At 68.1% G+C, this 16,193-nt stretch carries 15 protein-coding genes and 2 pseudogenes; 5 read left to right on the top strand and 12 right to left on the bottom strand.

Translation table 11 applies throughout. From position 1 onward, the window contains the following. Positions 1-406: 406 nt before the first annotated feature. The 5 genes from ACFU8Q_RS27875 to ACFU8Q_RS27855 all read right to left on the bottom strand — a co-directional run bounded on the left by ACFU8Q_RS27875 (position 407) and on the right by ACFU8Q_RS27855 (position 6,838). On the bottom strand, positions 407-2,263 hold the full coding sequence (locus ACFU8Q_RS27875; RefSeq protein ID WP_384458595.1) for a glycoside hydrolase family 2 protein: 1,857 nt from the start codon (positions 2,261-2,263) through the stop codon (positions 407-409). Between the two features lie 36 nt (positions 2,264-2,299). Beyond that, positions 2,300-3,499 carry a sialidase family protein gene (locus tag ACFU8Q_RS27870; RefSeq protein WP_384458593.1) on the bottom strand — a complete coding sequence of 400 codons (1,200 nt, stop codon included), beginning with the start codon at positions 3,497-3,499 and terminating at the stop codon, positions 2,300-2,302. Positions 3,500-3,560: 61 nt separating this feature from the next. Next, positions 3,561-4,448, bottom strand: a complete 888-nt coding sequence (locus ACFU8Q_RS27865) for a carbohydrate ABC transporter permease (protein ID WP_384458591.1) — start codon at positions 4,446-4,448, stop codon at positions 3,561-3,563. A gap of 2 nt (positions 4,449-4,450) precedes the next feature. After that, on the bottom strand, positions 4,451-5,359 hold the full coding sequence (locus ACFU8Q_RS27860) for a carbohydrate ABC transporter permease (protein ID WP_384458589.1): 909 nt from the start codon (positions 5,357-5,359) through the stop codon (positions 4,451-4,453). A gap of 108 nt (positions 5,360-5,467) precedes the next feature. Beyond that, complete coding sequence (locus tag ACFU8Q_RS27855; RefSeq protein WP_384458587.1) at positions 5,468-6,838, bottom strand: extracellular solute-binding protein; 1,371 nt, start codon at positions 6,836-6,838, stop codon at positions 5,468-5,470. A gap of 229 nt (positions 6,839-7,067) precedes the next feature. Here ACFU8Q_RS27855 and ACFU8Q_RS27850 point away from each other — a divergent pair, with 229 nt between their 5' ends. The 3 genes from ACFU8Q_RS27850 to ACFU8Q_RS27840 all read left to right on the top strand — a co-directional run bounded on the left by ACFU8Q_RS27850 (position 7,068) and on the right by ACFU8Q_RS27840 (position 9,031). Further along, positions 7,068-8,084, top strand: a complete 1,017-nt coding sequence (locus tag ACFU8Q_RS27850; protein ID WP_384458585.1) for a LacI family DNA-binding transcriptional regulator — start codon at positions 7,068-7,070, stop codon at positions 8,082-8,084. A 316-nt stretch (positions 8,085-8,400) separates the two neighbouring features. Then, positions 8,401-8,613 (top strand): hypothetical protein, encoded by a 213-nt coding sequence (locus ACFU8Q_RS27845; protein ID WP_384458583.1) that lies wholly within the window; start codon positions 8,401-8,403, stop codon positions 8,611-8,613. A gap of 4 nt (positions 8,614-8,617) precedes the next feature. Then, the gene (locus ACFU8Q_RS27840) at positions 8,618-9,031 is read left to right on the top strand and encodes a hypothetical protein (protein ID WP_384458581.1); all 414 of its coding nucleotides are present in this window, start codon (positions 8,618-8,620) and stop codon (positions 9,029-9,031) included. Between the two features lie 25 nt (positions 9,032-9,056). On the opposite strand, the gene ACFU8Q_RS27835 is transcribed toward ACFU8Q_RS27840, so the two are convergent. From ACFU8Q_RS27835 to ACFU8Q_RS27820, 4 genes are all read right to left on the bottom strand, one after another. Continuing rightward, positions 9,057-9,626: a hypothetical protein gene (locus ACFU8Q_RS27835; protein ID WP_384458579.1), complete on the bottom strand. Its 570-nt coding sequence runs from the start codon at positions 9,624-9,626 to the stop codon at positions 9,057-9,059. Positions 9,627-9,708: 82 nt separating this feature from the next. Next, positions 9,709-10,197, bottom strand: a complete 489-nt coding sequence (locus ACFU8Q_RS27830) for a hypothetical protein (protein WP_384458577.1) — start codon at positions 10,195-10,197, stop codon at positions 9,709-9,711. A 481-nt stretch (positions 10,198-10,678) separates the two neighbouring features. After that, positions 10,679-11,083, bottom strand: a complete 405-nt coding sequence (locus ACFU8Q_RS27825) for a PPOX class F420-dependent oxidoreductase (protein WP_384458575.1) — start codon at positions 11,081-11,083, stop codon at positions 10,679-10,681. Between the two features lie 416 nt (positions 11,084-11,499). Continuing rightward, a complete protein-coding gene (locus ACFU8Q_RS27820) occupies positions 11,500-12,405 on the bottom strand; it encodes an SDR family oxidoreductase (protein ID WP_384458573.1) in 906 nt (301 codons plus the stop codon). A 56-nt stretch (positions 12,406-12,461) separates the two neighbouring features. Here ACFU8Q_RS27820 and ACFU8Q_RS27815 point away from each other — a divergent pair, with 56 nt between their 5' ends. Next, complete coding sequence (locus ACFU8Q_RS27815) at positions 12,462-13,055, top strand: TetR/AcrR family transcriptional regulator (protein ID WP_384458572.1); 594 nt, start codon at positions 12,462-12,464, stop codon at positions 13,053-13,055. 160 nt (positions 13,056-13,215) lie between these two features. On the opposite strand, the gene ACFU8Q_RS27810 is transcribed toward ACFU8Q_RS27815, so the two are convergent. Next, a complete protein-coding gene (locus tag ACFU8Q_RS27810) occupies positions 13,216-14,292 on the bottom strand; it encodes a transposase (protein WP_384458570.1) in 1,077 nt (358 codons plus the stop codon). A gap of 266 nt (positions 14,293-14,558) precedes the next feature. Beyond that, positions 14,559-14,735, bottom strand: a pseudogene (locus ACFU8Q_RS27805) (transposase domain-containing protein); the annotation flags it as partial. A gap of 316 nt (positions 14,736-15,051) precedes the next feature. Here ACFU8Q_RS27805 and ACFU8Q_RS27800 point away from each other — a divergent pair. Beyond that, positions 15,052-15,959: pseudogene (locus ACFU8Q_RS27800) on the top strand (IS3 family transposase); the annotation flags it as partial. 31 nt (positions 15,960-15,990) lie between these two features. Here the strand turns inward: ACFU8Q_RS27800 and ACFU8Q_RS27795 are convergent. Further along, positions 15,991-16,193, bottom strand: a 203-nt coding sequence (locus ACFU8Q_RS27795) for a transposase (RefSeq protein WP_384458567.1), incomplete at its 5' end; no start/stop codon positions are given.

Below are 16,193 nucleotides of genomic sequence, written 5' to 3'. Positions count from 1 at the left end.
TTGTTGTGCGGCGCCCCCTATGGGAACCCCCGTCCCGGCGGGCGGCCAGCGCCTGGCTCAAGGCGCAGCTCGGCCCGGCCACCGACCCGGCCGACGACTCCTCCGACTCACCACATAGGACACGGTCTTGGTACAGGGCCGGGCATGGACTCATCCCTTTGGGTCAACATCGCCTCATGACGACGTGGGCGTTGCCGATCGTGACGGTACTACTCGGGTACTTGGGCCACTGGGCCCAGACATCGCTGACCCGAAGACACAAGCGCAAGGACGCCGACGGAACTTGCCCTGATCCGGCGGCGACCTTCCACACGGCGTGCGATGGCTCGATGCTCCTGCGCGGACGGGGCCTGTGCCAGGGAGGTGGGTGTTCCCCTCGACGTCCTTTGCCGTCACAGCCGCGGCGCTACGAGCGGAAAGCCGTCCCCCGATCCCCTCCCGCTCGTTCGTAGGCCGCCTCGCTGGTCTGGAACGCGCGGATCCGGTCGATGTCGAACTTCGGCTTTCGGTCGAAGTCGTAGAGGCCGTTCTCCTCCTGGAAGGTGTCGGTCAGCTGCGTGTAGCAGTAGCCGAACATGTCGGGGTTGTCGAGAAGGACGCGGGTCAGGCCCTCGAAGCGCTCGTGCCATGCTTCGACGCTCTCGACCCGTTGGCCGTACCCCCATGAGTCGGCCCGGCCCGGGTCGTCCGCGGACTGCTGGTCCTCGCCCAGGCGCTGCGGGTTCCACCAGATGCCGCCGTACTCGGACACGAAGAACGGCTGGCCCGCGTAGGAGTAGGACATGGCCACACCGTCCAGTTCGTTGAGGTAGGGACGGCCGTCCCGCAGGCCGGACTGTTCGCGGCGGAAGGCTTCCGGGTCCTGTTCGTAGGAGTGGGAGTCGTAGACATCGGCGTCGCGTACGCGGTGGGCGTAGCCGGACGCGTCGACGACCGGGCGGCTCGGGTCGGCGGCCTTGGTGGCCAAGTACATCGCGAGGGTCACGTCGTCGAGTTGAGTGAGCCGGTCGTGGAGGAGCTGGTGGGTCTCGTTGAGTGGGCACCAGCCGATGATCGACGGGTGGCTTCGGTCGCGGCGCAGCACTTCGAGCCACTGGGCGACGAAGGAGGCGGTGGGTTGTTGGTTGTTGCCTGCCGGTCCCTGTCCGGATGTGCCCCAGTCCCCGAACTCGCCCCAGACGAGGTAGCCCAGGCGGTCGGCGTGGTAGTAGAAGCGCTCCTCGAAGACCTTCTGGTGGAGTCGCGCTCCGTTGAAGCCGGCGGCCATGGCGAGTTCGATGTCCCGGCGCAGGGCGTCGTCGCTGGGGGAGGTCATCAGGGTGTCGGGCCAGTAGCCCTGGTCGAGGACGAGACGCTGGAACACGGGTTGGCCGTTGAGGAGGATGCGGTTGCCGTTGATCGCGACCGATCGGAGGCCTGCGTACGAGCCGACCTCGTCGATCACCTCACCGTCTTGGGTGAGGCGCAGGCGCAGTCCGTACAGGTGAGGGTCCTGCGGTGACCACAGGCGGACCCGGCCGGCCGGGACCGGCAGGGTGAGGCCAGGTGCGAGGTCGTCCGCGGGCACGGCGGCCACGCACACGTCGCCGGCCTCGTCGGTCAGTACGGCTTCGAGCGTGAGGCCAGCGGTGTGGTGCGAGAGCTCGGCGGTGATGTGGAAGCTGCTGGCGGTGCGTTGGGGGACGATGTTCAGCGAGCTGATGTGCGCGCGGGGCACTGGCTCCAGCCACACGGTCTGCCAGATGCCGGTGGTACGGGTGTAGTGGCAGCCCGTGTTGCCGTACCAGGTGGCCTGTTTGCCGCGGGCCTGCGGCTCCGACGGGGTGTCGCGGGCCCGGACGACGATGGTCGCCGTTTCGCCCGCCGCCGCGACCCCCCTGAGTGAGGCGGTGAACGAGCTGAAGCCGCCGCGGTGGCGTGCGACCTCGACGTCGTTCACCCAGACCGTCGCGTCGTGGTCCACGGCTCCCAGGTGCAGGAGTACGTCGCGGCCGGCCCAGGCCTCGGGGACGATCACGTCGCGGCGGTACCACACGGCATGCAGGAAGTCGGTGTCCTCGATGCCCGAGGCCCGTGACTCCGGTGCGAAGGGCACGATGATGCGGTCGGTGAGCTCCCGGGTGCGCAGGCCGCGCTCCAGTCCCGAATCGCTGCGGTCGATCTCGAACTGCCACTCACCGTTGAGGTTCAGCCAGTCGGGGCGAACGCACTGCGGGCGCGGGTACTCCGGCTTGGGTGGGTGGGGCGACTGGTGCATGTTCATCCTTCACAGCAGGTGTTGCGAGTGAGGTGCTCAGGGTTACGGGGCGGGAATTGAGCTGGTGGCGAAGTAGGGCTTGCAGACGGAGCCGGCCCAGTCCGTGGCGATCTGGAGCAGGCGGGTGCCGTCGGGGGAGGGCAGCAGGCTGGAGCTGTAATTGGGGCAGTAGTCGACGGTCGTCGACTCGACCGTGACCGGCGCGGGCATCGCACGCCAACTTCCTGAGGCGCCAGCGCTGTTGACCCAGACCGTGCGTCCGCTTCCCTCGGCCCGGCTGCCGTCACGGTTGTACATGACCTGGCCGACGAGGAAGAGCCGGCCCTTCGGGTTGCCCGCCTCGGGCGCCCAGGCCAGGTTCGGCGCGTGCTTGAAGTACTTGCCGTCGGTGGTCTCTGGGCGGATGCCCAGGTAGGCGGGGTCGCCCCAGTTCCAGCCGTCGGGGGAGGTGCGGTAGTGCACGACGCAGACGTACTGGCCTGCGGCTGCGCAGATCTCGTACGACATCACATAGGTGCCGTCGCCGATCCTGCGGACCACCGCCATGCCGGGACGGTCGGAGGCGAGTGTGCTGGCGATGGTGTTGTGGTGCCCGGTCCAGTGCAGCCCGTTGGCGGTGCGGGCTGCCACCAGCTTCTGGCTGTGGGCGGGGTCGGTCTCGTCGGAGTAGTGCGCGACCAGGGCGCCTGAGGCGTCGACGGAGAATTCCGGCTCCCACAGGCCCTTGGTATCCGGTGCCGTGGCGATTGTCGAGAGGTAGTTCCAACTGCGGCCGATGTCGTTGCTCTTGAAGACGCGCAGCGCCATGCGTCGGTTCGGTTCGTCCTGGCCGACCGATGCGGCCCACAGCAAGGTGCCCGCGGGCAGGGAGCCGATCCGCTGCGGGAGTTCGTACAGGGTCGAGCAGCACAGACCCTGCCCGGCCGCGGCCTCGGGGTCACTGACCGTGCCGACCTCGTGGAACGAGGTGCCGCCGTCGGTGCTCTCGTGGACGGCGCCGAGGCCGTTGTTGCCGGAGAAGGTGACGACCGAGGCCAGGACGCGGCCGTTGGCGTCGCCGCTGTGGGCGAGTCGGATGGCGCGGGGGTACAGGCCGGTGCCGTCGCGCAGGAGAGTCCCGGTTGCCGCGGCGGCCGGGGTGCCGGACTGCGCGACGACCAGCCCGGCCAGGAGAGCGAGCAGCAGAGGCAGCAGGGTGGCAGTGCGGAGCGAGGTCGGTCGTGCGGGGTGATGTGCCGACATGGGTCTCTCCCGGAAGGGTGGACAACTGAGCTTGATCGGGCCGGTGGTGGGGGACGGCGGGTCACTTGAGGCCGGTGCCGGCGATGCCCTCGACGATGCGGCGCTGGAAGAGTGCGAACACCGCGAGCAGCGGGATCGCGCCGAGCACGGCGGAGGCCATGAGCTGGGCGTAGGGGACGCCGAACACGTCCTGGACGGAGGTCAGTCCGACGGGCAGCGTCATCATCTCCGGGTCGGTGACGACGAGCAGCGGCCACAGGAAGTTGTTCCACACGCCGACGAACACGAAGATCGTCACAGCGGAGACGGCCGGCCGGGAGACTGGCATCACGATCTGCACGTAAGTACGCAGCCAGCCCGCGCCGTCTGCACGCGCCGCGTCGATCAGCTCGCGTGGGATCCCGTCGAAGAACTGCTTGAAGACGAATACGGCGACGACGTTCGGGACCTGGGGCAGGATCACACCCCAGTAGGTGTTGAGCAGCCCCGCCGACTGCAGCGCGAGGAACTGCGGGATCATCAGAACCTGCCCCGGGACCATGATTCCGGCGAGCAGCAGGACGAACGCGGCCCGGCGCGCCCGGAACCGGGTCTGCGACAGCGCGAACGCCGCCAGCGAGGCCAGTACGACCGTGAACAGTGTGGTCAGGACCGAAGTGATGAAGCTGTTCGCGTACCAGTAGGGCAGCTTGCCCGCGTCGAAGATCTCCCCGTACGCGGCGAACGTCGGATGCGCAGTGAACCACCCAGTTGGGTCGGTAACGACCTCCTGCGCGGGCCGTATCGAGGTGGCGAGCGCCCAGGCCAGCGGCACCAGCCACAGAAGTGCAAAAGCGATCAGCACGCCGAGCGCCACCCGGTTGAACAGACGCTCCGCGTCGTGGCGCCGCTTCGGCGGGTCGGTGGCAGCCGGGCGGTCCGTCACGGGGCGGTCGGCGATCGAGGTCATGGTCAGTTCTCCTTCTCGGCGCGACGGACCAAGGCGAACCAGACGAGAGAGACGAACAGGATCACCACGAACAGCAGCAGCGACACGGTCGAGGCATAGCCCACGCGGCCCTCGACGAAGCCGGTGTCGTAGATCAGCTGGAGCGAGGGGCGGGTGCTGCCGTCGGGGCCGCCGCCCGTCATCATGTAGATCTGGTCGAAGACCTTCAGCGAGGCGATCACCTGCAGGACCGTGACCAGCGTCGTCGTACGGCTCAGCATCGGGACGACGACCAGGCGGATGCGCTGCCAGGGTCCGGCCCCGTCGACTGCGGCGGCCTCGTGCACCTCGCGCGGCACCTCCTGCAGACCGGCCAGGTACAGCACGAAGTTGAAGCCGATTGTCCACCACACGGTGGCTACCGCGATGGACACCATCGCCCAGTCCGGATCGCCCAGCCAGGACGGCGGGGAGTCCACGCCGAGCGAGGTGGCCACCGACTGGGCCAGGCCCACCTGGTCGGCGTAGATGAACATGAACAGCAGCGACATCACTGCGGACGGCAGCACGAACGGCGCGAAGAAGGCGAACCGGAAGAACCACCGGCCGCGCATGAACCGGTCGGTGAGCAGCGCGAGTACGAGACTGAGCAGCACCAGCGGCACAGTCGTCAGGACCGTGAACCACAGGGTGTTGCGCAAGGTCCGCCAGAACTCGGAATCACCGAGAACCGACGCGTAGTTGGACCAGCCGGCGAAGTCTCCGAGGCCACTCTTGAGGAGGCTCGTTTCGAAGAACCCGGCGACCACGGCATAGACCAACGGTCCCACCAGGAACACCAGATAGAAGAGGGCGAAGGGCAGCAGCATGCCCGGGCCCGCCCAGCGGTCGCCTCGGTTGGATGGCGGGGGAAGAGCGGTCGTCGTGGCCACGGGTCGGCCTTTCGGTCAAGGTGTACGGAATCCAGGGGCGGGTGGAGCGGAGCTGAATTGGGGCGGCGCGATCCGGCCGGTCGCGCCGACGAGGGCCGCACGGATGGGTCAGACCGGCGCGGGCCGTGCTGCCAGTTCACGCAGTTTGCGGCGGATCCGTTCGGCGCCCGCCGTGGGACTGGTGGCCCCGGTGAACACGGAGGTCGCTGCGTCCCCCACCACCTGCTGCAGGGTGCTGCCAGCGCCGCCGTACCAGGCGGCCGGGTCGTAGGCCGCGCCGTCGGCGGCCGTGGCGTAGTGCGACTGCGGCACCAGCTCCTGGTAGGTGCGCGAACGCTGCGTCGGCAGCCAGGCCGGCACATGTCCGCCCTCGGCCCACAGGTTGCTGGAGTGCAGCATCGAAGCGATGAACTCCAATGACATGTCGAGGCGTTGGGCCTTCTCGGAGGGCGCTTTCGGCAGCACCAGGGCATGCGAGTCCGCAGCGCAGGCGTAGGGGGCGTCCTTGAAGATCCGGGGCAGCGGCCGCATGTCGAACTTCACCTTCGCGGACTTCACCGCGAGGACCTGCCAGACGCCGTCCATCAGAAAGCCGGCCTTGCCGGTGTTGAGGAGGGTGATGGCGCCGCCCTGTCCGTCGGCGGCGGGCGGCACCACCTTCTCCTTGGTGAGACGGCGCATATAGGAGAGCGCCTCGGCGGCGGCCGCCGTGTCGACGACGACCCGCCGGCCCCGGTCGGCGACGAGATCTCCACCGCCGAGCTGCCGATACAGCGACCAGAACAGGCGAAACTGGGTCGAGGCGTCCTTCACCGAGGCGATCGAACCGCCCCAGGCGCCGGTCACCTCCTTCGCCGCGCGCATCGCGTCGATGAAGGCGTCGGGTCCGTCCAGGTCCGTCAATCGGCCCTGTCCGTCGAGGAGTCCAGCCTTCTCGGCGATGTCCGTACGGAAGTACAGCACGAACGGATGCGTGTCGATCGGCACGGCATGCAGCACGCCGTCGACCTGCGACTTCCTCCAGGGGCGCGCGTCGAACCGGTCGGAGGTGAGCCCGTGCCGAGCCAGGTCGGCGCTGTGCAACTCGGTGAGCAGACCCGCCTCGACGAGCGTGGGTACCTTCGACAGATGGGTGACCGCGACCTGCGGAGGGCGGCCTCCGAGAGTGGCGAGGGTCAGCTTCGTGTAATAGGGGTTGCCCCACAGGAAGGTCGCCGATCTTAGGTCGACCGATCGGTGTGTGGTGCGGAAGAACTCCTGCATGGCCAGCATCCGCTCGCCGTCGCCGCCGGTGAACGGATTCCAGAAGTTCAGCCGGGACGGCTCGGGTGCGCCGCCGGTGAACCCCTGCCCTAGCGTGCTGCCGCAGCCGGCGGCGGCGAGCGCGCTGGCGCCCGTCGCGCCGAGCGCCAGCGTTCCGCGCAGCACGCGGCGGCGGGACGGGACGGGGGACGGAGGGGGCGGTATGCGGTCCCGCATGGGCAGGTGTCCTTCCACGGCAGATGTGGAGTGCAACGTTGGAATAGAGGGCATTGGTAGCCGCACTGCTGGGCTATCCGCTGCGGTTACAACGTTGTATCTGGCGTGTAATACGACGTCAACACTCCGGCAAGAACTTCCTGCGGTGGACGGCCCGGCGGGTTCGGCGTTCGGTGATTGCAACGTTGGAATATGGCGTACACTCCAGGTGTCGAGGGAGGTGGACCGTGTGGCAGGCAGTCGCCTGAAGGACGTCGCGGAGCGCGCCGGGGTGTCGATCAAAACGGTGTCGAACGTCGTCCGTGGCGAGGCGAAAGTCGCAGACCGGACCCGCGAGAGGGTCCTGCGCGTCATCGCGGAGCTGGACTATCAGCCGAACGCCTCCGCTCGCCACTTGCGCACCGGACGCAGCGGAATCATCGCGCTTGCCGTCCCGGAGCTCGTGTCGCCCTACTTCGCGGAGCTGGCCGCGCAGGTCATCGCAGCCGCGAAGAAGCGGGGCTGCACCGTACTCATCGAGGACACCGGTGGCGACCCGGCGGAGGAGTTGCGCATTGCCTGCGGGCTCAGTGATCCGCTCATCGACGGGGTCCTGCTCAGCCCGCTCCGGCTCGACGAGCAGGTTCTCGGCGCCCGTGAACGTCGCGTTCCACTGGTCCTGTTGGGTGAGCGGTCCTACGAGATTCCCGCCGACCACGTACTGATCGACAATGCGGCCGCTGCCCGCGAGGCCACCGACCATCTGCTTTCCCTCGGCCGTCGCCGTGTCGCCGCCATCGGGCAGCCCGCGGGGCTCGCCCATGCGACCACGGTCCAGCGTATGCACGGCTACCTGACCGCGCTGCATGCGGCCGGAGTCCCGCACGACCCTCGACTGGCCCCGGAAACCAGGGAGTTCACGCGCAGAGCGGGGGTCGAAGCGATGCATGCGCTGCTCGCTCTCGATGACCCACCAGACGCCGTCTTCTGCTTCAACGACCTGCTGGCCTCGGGCGCGCTGCGCGCCGCGCACGACCGCGGCGTACGGGTGCCGCAGGACCTGGCTGTGGTCGGCTTCGACGACGTGGAGGAGTCCCGCTACAGCGTGCCGTCCCTGACCACCGTCGCCCCCGACAAGGGGAGCATCGCGGAGCTGGCGGTGGACGCGCTGATGCGCAGGATCGATGCGGGCGCGATGGCGCCGCACTCGCGGCTCACCGCGGGGTACGAGCTAGTAGTGCGTGAGAGCACGCGCCCGGCACTCTGACCGTCAACTGCGTCCGCCCGCAGCTGCTGGCAGCTGCCGTGGTCATGCGTGGTGCGGCCGGTGAGGGCGGGCGGTGCCGTCTGGGGAGAGGCAGACCAGCCGCCGTGCCCGGTCCCGGACACAGGTTGCCGGGGGGGCGAGGCCCCGCTGTGGGCAGAGACCGTTCGTACCGGCGACGAGTTGAGAAGATGGCCTTCCCCCCGGCTGCGCCCTGCCGGTCGCGCTGCGTGAGGTCTACACGCTCCAGGGTGGGCGGATCCGGGACTCTCTTGAAGCACCGGGACCCTGTGCGCCAAGCCACGCTCATACGCTGCTGGTGCGGCGCAGCGTCTTTAACCAGTCCGAGATCGAGTTCTTCCTGGTCCACGCCCTCGAAGGCACTGCGATCAGCGAACTGATCCGGATCGCGGGGATGTGCTGGAAGATCGAGGAGAACAACGAGCACGGCAGGGACCTGCTCGGGCTCAGCCAGTACCAGGTGAAGTTCCCCCCGGGTCCTGGACAGCGGGTGTTTACGCTGCGGGGGTGAGGTCTTGCTTGAGCAAGGTTCTCGTTTCGAGCGGGGTGACGTACCCGTACTCGGGGTGCCCCTCGGTCCGCCGCCGCTGGGGCCGGGGGCGCCCGCGAGTGACCGGCTGATCGCGTTCGGGCACGCCCTGATCGAGCGAGTCGCCGACGAGACGGACCTGGGCCCGGCACTGGGGCGCCTGGTCTCCAGCGAACGCCGCCAGACCTCGCACTACGGCCGGGCCTTCCGCCACCACGTCACCTCGCTGCTGGGGGAGGCGGGAGTCGTGGGCGACCGCACCATGCTCGCCCACGCTCTGCTCGCTTTTGTCGACCTGGAGACCCTCGACCACCTGCGCACCGACGACCAGGTCACCACCGTGCGCCTCCAGGCCACTTGGGCGGATCTGGTACGGCGGGTGACCGGCGCCAACGAATGAACGCCCGTCTCCAGGGCGTCCGCTCTCATGGAAGGAACACGCGCACGGCATTGGCTCCGCCCCTGGCCTCCGCCTCGTCGGTGTCCTGAGCGGTGCAGTGGACCACGACGTTGCCGAGTGCCCGGGACAGGTGGGAGACGAGGGCGGCTACGCCGTCGTGCCAGTCGGGCGGAGCAGCCGGCGGAGGAATGACGATCAGCTCCAGTACGTCTGCGGGATGTGTGGCCGTTCCCTCGATGACGGCGCCGGTCAGGGCCAGGTAGTGCGGCGCCGGTCGGAGGCGCGCCTGTGCCTCCCGACGGACCATGTCGATGACGGCGTCGCGTAGGTCTACCAGCCGGCGCAGGGCGCCCCAGACGATATGGCCGGTGATGAGATGTACGGCTTCCCCCTTACGCCTCGGCTCGATGAGGCCGAGCAGACCGAGGCGAAAGAGCGCCGCTTCCAGCTGCGTCGACGCCACCGCCGCGTTCTTGGACAGCTCCTCCAGGGTCAGCGGTCTGTCCGCCTGGGCGATGTGATGCCCGACGAGAGCGGTAAGGAGCCGGCCCGAGGTTCCGGGGAACAGAGCCGACAGCGGGGTCTGGAAGTTCATGTGTGTCCTGGGTGGGGGTTCTCGCCGGCTTCGCAGACAGGTGGCATCGACGACGAAGCCGGCGAGAGTTGGGGGCGCGGGGTTACGAGCGCTCTGAGATGTCGTAGACCCACTCGTCGGCGAGCGCGGCGGCGACCTCGTGGAACTCCGCGAGCACATCGAGGAAACCGGTCCGGCCCCACACCGCCAGCCCCAGAACGGCGACGCCGACGGCCGTGATGTGCACGGCCCCGGTAAGGTCCCGGCACGAGGCCGCCCGCATCGCCGACTCATCTCCGCGGGCCCAAGCCCGCGTCGCCTCCGCCACGGCGAACTCGTAGTGCGGTGGGGCCGAGACGGCGACTTCGTCGACCCGCCGCACCAGGTCGTCCAGCCGCCACGGCCTGCCGGTCAGCTCCATGATGCTGATGGTGGAGCGCAACAGGCCGTTCAGGATGGCATACACCTCCAACGAGCCGCCCACCTCCAGACCTTCCAGCGCCTCGCGAACCGCGATGGGGTCGTGGTCCACGTACCCCCGGACGACGTCCAGAGCCCGGTCGCGGGCGGTCTTCTGCGCTGCGTCGCTCATGTGGATCACCCTAGGGACGCTGGGTCGGGAGCGGATCGGCCTCTCGATGCAGTGCGCCTCGGAAGAAAGCACTACGACCACCGGTCGCTCCCGGGCAGGACGTGGTCGGGTGCAATCGCTACCTGCGCAGGCGAGGAGCCAAGGCCGCGATCCCCGAACGCGTCGATCAGCTCTCCTCGTCGTAGGCGCCGGGAACGGACCTGCCTATTCGACAGAGCCGTCTACCGGCGCTGCAACGTCGTCGAACACTGCTCCCACCGCGTCAAACAATGACGCCGCGTAGCTACCTGCTACGGCAAGCCCCAACCGCTACTACGGCGCCCTCACGTCAGTGCCCTCGTCGGGCTCGACACATAGTCGACGTTGACGCCGATGCGGCGATTCCATTCCTGCGTTCGGCTCGGCTGACGTGCGGTTATGACACCCGTGTCCACGACTGAGGCGCCAGCCCAGTTGCCGGCGCGGTGCGGGACGAGCGGTGTCAGAAGGTGATTTCCAGGGCGACGGTGGGATGGCGTCGCCGCCGGCCGGTCAGTGAGGAGTACATGTTGCCCACACGGGCCATTAGGTACTTGCGGCCCAGCATGCGGCGTACTGCCTCCGTCTCTGTGCTGCCGGCGTCGAGCAGTCGGCCGGTGCCCACCGCTTCGGGGGCGCTGGGCTTGATCCGGCCGCGCACGTTGCAGACCACGACCTTGACTCGCGGGTCCCGCCGCAGCCGCTTGACCTTCCATGAACTGGCCTCGGTCCATACGTACAGCCGTCCGCTGTTCATAACGTGCCATACCGGGGTGGCTACGGGTGTGCCGTCCTTGCGGTAGGTCGTCAGGCTGACGTAGCGGGCGCGCCTTAGTGCTTCGAGTGTGTGCGGATCGAGGGCGGTCACAGGTGTCCAATCGTGTGTGGGGATCTGCACGTAACCGAAGACCTTGTCGGTGGGCGGCGAAAGCGTTGTTCGGCACGTGGTTGGCTCAGCGCGTGATTCGGATTTGGGCGCTTCTTCAGGTAGTGCGCAGCGCGGCGACGAAAGTCGGGGGAGGTGGGCCAAGAACACAGGGCGTCGGACTGAGCCGTTGCTCTTTTTGCAGCACTCTGTCTTAAATGCAATGGCGGTCTGATGCTGCCCGCATCTCACGCAGTCACGGTTTGTCCGGGGACAGACGAGCCTTCTCCGCTCAAGAGGAATCCGCCGTTCCCCGGGGGGCGTGCTGCCGTCCCCACGGTGCGACACAGGAGCAGGCCGCCGACCGGTCATCCGTGCGACCGACGGTCTGCCGACCAAGGTGGCCTGAGGGCCGGTCATCAGGCGCGGTCGGCCGCCTGCTCCAGCGAGGGCGCGGCGGTCTTCGGCCAGTATGGGCGCAGGCCGGCTGCGACGAGGCGGTCGAGCATGCGGTCCGGCAGCACCCGTGTCAGGCGGGTGAGCAGGGCCGCGTCGCGGCCGATGGTGTAGCGGGTGCGGGGCTTGCGGGCGTTGACGGCTTTGGAGATCACCTGGGCTGCGTCCTCGGCGGAGGTGCCTTTGGTGGTGAACGCGGCCGTCTGCGCGGTGACTGCCTGGACCAGTGGCCCGTAGCGGTCTTGGTGTTCCGGTGACATGGCCTTGGCCAGCTGGTTCGTGACTGCAATGCCCCGATCTGCCATCTTGGTGCGGATTCCGCCGGGCTCGACGACCACCACCTTCACACCTAGGGGCGCTACTTCGCGGCGCAGTGCGTCGCTGACCGCCTCCAGGGCGAATTTTGTGGCTCCGTAGGGGCCGAAGGTGCCCATGGCGATCTTTCCGCCGACTGAGCTGATGTTGATCAGCCGGCCGGAGTGGCGCAGCAAGGTGGGCAGCAGGGCCTGGGTGATGGCGACGTGGCCAAACAGGTTGACCTCGAAGAACCTGCGCCACTTGTCGAGCGGCAGGGTCTCCACCGGGGCGTTGGCGGAGATGCCGGCGTTGTTCACCAGCGCCCGCAAGGCGCCTGTCCGTGCATTGACGCGAGCGGTCAGCTCGGCGATGTGATCGGCCCGGGTGATGTCCAGGATGACCGGCTCGATGCCCGGCAGGCGCAGCGCCTCGGCGTCCTGTTCGCGCCGCACACCTGCGAGGACGTGAAATCCCTGGCGGGCGAGTTCGCGTGCGGACGCCGCGCCGATCCCTGTCGAGGCTCCGGTGACGACGACGCAGTCCCGGGCATCCAATTCAGATGACGTTGTCATTTGAAAAATGCTAGGCGCCCGGGATGACGATGTCAACTGAAGCTATACTGGTCGCCATGGTCAGCCGAGTGGAATCCGCCGCAGCGACGCGGCGTGCCCTATTGGACGCAGCCGCCGAACTGCTGGACATTGGCGGGCCGGGTGCGGTGACGCTACGCGAGGTCGGGGCGCGCGCCGGGGTTACGCGCGGGGCGCCGTACCGGCACTTCCCCAACAAGGGAAGCTTGCTGGCCACCATCGCCGCCGAGGCCCTGGAACGGCTCGCGGACGAGGTGCACACCGTGCGCACCGATCCAAAGGCGTCCCCGGCCGACAAGCTGCACCGCGCGCTGTCCGCGCTGATGGAGATCGGTAGACGTCAACCGCATCTGTACCGGCTGATGTTCACCGCCCCGGACGGCGATACGGCCGCCATTGACGCGGCGGTTCAGGCGGGCGACCGCGCTCAGGATCAATTCCTTGCCGTCGTCGGAGATCTGGTCGGTGCCCAGCACACCCACCATTTTGCTGCCCTGTTGCTGACCAGCGTGCACGGAATCACAGACATGGAGGCCAACGGCCACCTGTCCGCGCACAAGTGGCAGGTCACGTCCGATGAGCTCGTCTCAACCCTGGTCTCCATGATCGCCCAACAGGCTGGCAGTGAATAGTCGCGCCAGTACTGCGTATGGTCAGGCTCACTGAGCCTTTCCCGGTAACCGGTCGTCGCTCGCTGTGATCGCGGCTGTCTCCGTGCCCCTGCTGTGTCCAAGTCCGGGCAACCGTAAGGCGGGCCTTGACCCAAGGCCGGGTAGTTAGCGTTTTCGCAGGTCACGCAAGTGGGTCTGGGGACCACGGTGTTGCGGCGTAGAGGCCGGGGCCTAGTTTGTGGATGAGGCCGCTGGCGGCCCACCGATTCAGTTGTCTGTACATGGTCTCCAGGGTGATGTCGCCGAAGTGGGCGGCGATGTCACGGGGCTGCCAAAGACGCGTGGGGTCTTCCTGGAGCAGGGCCAGGATGCGGTGTCGGCGCCGCGCGGCTGGGGTAGCGTGCCGGTCGTCCCGGGAGGCCGAGGGTAGTGCGGGTGACTGATCCGCGGGTTCGAGGACAGTGACGTCGAGGTGGGTGACGGTGCGGCTGGTGCCGGGGCGGCCGTCTTCGCGTCGCTCGCTGTAGCGGGACATCGGTGACTTGACCTTGCGGGTGCTGACCCGTTGCCGGCGGGGCGGGAGCAGGCCGGTCAGGATCCGACGGCCGATCGTCCCGAGGAGAGTGTCCCGATCGGTGTCCGCGGTGACGATGCCGTTGGCCTGGATCACCTGGTCTCGGGCGGTGTGGAGCGCGATGCTGAAACAGCAGCGGTCCGGGTCGGTGCCGGGGAGGGACTCGGCGGCACCGACCATCACGGTGCGTAGGGCCTGGTAGAGCGTGAGCAGGGACCACATCTCCTGCTCGATGCCTGCCGGGTCGCCCGAGCGGAGGTTGCGCCCGTTCATGATCGTGTGGCGGAGCGCGTAGTACGCGGATTCGTGTTCCCACCGCTGGTGATAGAGACCCACCAGCGCGGTGGCGGGGTGACGACGGGCGTCGGTCAGCGTGGTGACCAGTCGGTAGGACCCGGTGAAGGAAGTGCCGTCTGCGCAGGTCACGGCGATCTGCGCGTCGATGATCCGCACTTTCACGGTGCCGATCACAGACAGGTAGGAGCCGTCGGCGAGGAGGGTGAGGACCGGCGTGCGCCGGTTGCTGCGGAGCCGGCCCAGGACCTGGGCGCCGGTGTCGGTGACCTGCGCGAGGAAGGCGTTGCTGTCGAATCCCTTGTCCCACAGCACCAGCATGTCCGGCCGCAGCAGATGCAACAGCCGGCGGGCGTAGCTTGTCTCACCCTCGGCGGTGGGGCCGAACACGGCGCCGACCAGGGCCCGGGTGCGGTCTCGACCAGTGTCATCAACTCCAGCGTCGGATAGCCATGATGCGAAGTCCTGCCCAGCCAGGCCCGGTTCCGCTCGGAATCGGGCACCCTCAGCGAGCTGCAGCCGTCGAACGACACCGTCCGGTACGAACCGAAACGCACCCCTGGCGTCGTCGGCCGGGCCAGCAACCCGGCCAGCACCTCGAACAACGCCCGCACCGGCGCGCTGCCGATCCGCCGGCGCAGGTCACGCAACGCCTTCGCCGACGGACAGACCACCGGCATCCCGGACAGACCCGCGGTCAGCTTGTCCCAGACGAGACGGTATCCGACCTCAGGAAACAGGCACATCGCCAGCAAGAAGTAGACCCCGACCCGCGACGGAAGATCACGCAACCGCCGCTGCACCGTCCTCGTCTCCGCAAGGACCGCGTCCACCAGCTCAAACGGCACGACCGCCGTCAGCTCCCCCAGATGCCCGGGAGCGAACCGGCCCCCGGCCACAGTGACCGTTCGGGTGATGGCCGCCAGCGCAGACGGCAGGACACAATGACGGGGCAACGGAGCTCCTTCGGGACAAGCTGTCTTGGTCGACTGCCTGTACCAACGAGCTCCGTTGCTCTGCGCCAAGAATCCTTCAACTCACTTGCGTGACCTGCGAAAACGCTAACTACCCGGCATTGGGCCTTGACCCCTGATGTTGGACACACGAGACACTGGATCCTGAGGATCTGAGAACGGACATCTCGTGGTCGTGGTCATGAAGAACTACCCGCCGGAGTTCAAGGCGGATGCGGTCGCGCTGTACGAGTCACGGCCGGAGGCGACGATCAGGTCGGTCGCCGCCGATCTGGGGATCAGCCCTGAAACACTGCGGAACTGGGTGAGGGCGGCCGGGGTGAGTCGGCCCCGGGGACGCCGGACGCAGGAACCGGCCCAGCCTCCGACCCCGCTGGAGGCGGAGAACGCAGCCCTGCGCAAGAAGGTCCGCGAGTTGGAGGAGGAACGCGAGATCCTGCGGAAGGCGGCGAAGTATTTCGCCGGGGAGACGCGCTGGTGAACCGCTTCCAGCGTGTCGCCGACCTCCAGCGCCGCTATGGCGTGAAGCGGCTGTGCAGCATCCTCGGCGTTGCCCGCTCGAGTTTCTACTACTGGCGCCGGACGGCTGTGGACCGGGCTGCCCGGCAGGCGGCCGAGGCGAGGCTGGCCGCCCGGATACGGTCGGTGCACCAGGAATCGGACGGCACCTACGGAGCCCCGAGGATCACCGCCGAGCTCCGCGAGACGAGCGGTGAGGCGGTCAATCACAAGCGGGTTGCGAGGATCATGCGGACGTTCGGGATCGAAGGGGTCCGGTTGCGCCGCCGGTACCGCACCACCGTTCCCGACCCCGCCGCGGTCAGGGCGCCCGACCTGATCGGCCGCGACTTCACCGCCGCCGCTACGAACACGAAATACGTCGGCGACATCACCTACCTGCCCATCGACGGCGGGAAGTTCTGCTACCTGGCCACCGTCATCGACCTCGCATCGCGACGTCTGGCCGGCTGGGCGATCGCCGACCACATGCGTGCGGACCTCGTCACCGACGCCCTGGCCGCAGCCGTCCGCACCCGAGGCAGCCTCGCCGGATCGATCATGCACACCGACCACGGAGCCCAAACCAGGTTCAACCAGTGGATGCAACACCGGCTTATACGATCGATAGTAGATGGTCGTTGAGGGCTTCGGCGGGTGTCTTCCATCCGAGGCTCTTGCGGGGGCGACTGTTGAGCGTGGATGCGACCGCCTCGATATCCTGTGCCGCCCATCGCGAAAGGTCGGTTCCCTTCGGGAAGTATTGGCGCAGCAGGCCGTTCGTGTTCTCGTTCGTGCCGCGCTGCCAGGGGCTGTGTG

The sequence above is a fragment of the Streptomyces sp. NPDC057543 genome (assembly GCF_042801895.1).
Classification (GTDB): Bacteria; Actinomycetota; Actinomycetes; order Streptomycetales; family Streptomycetaceae; genus Streptomyces.
This window is presented reverse-complemented; position numbering and strand designations above follow the sequence as displayed.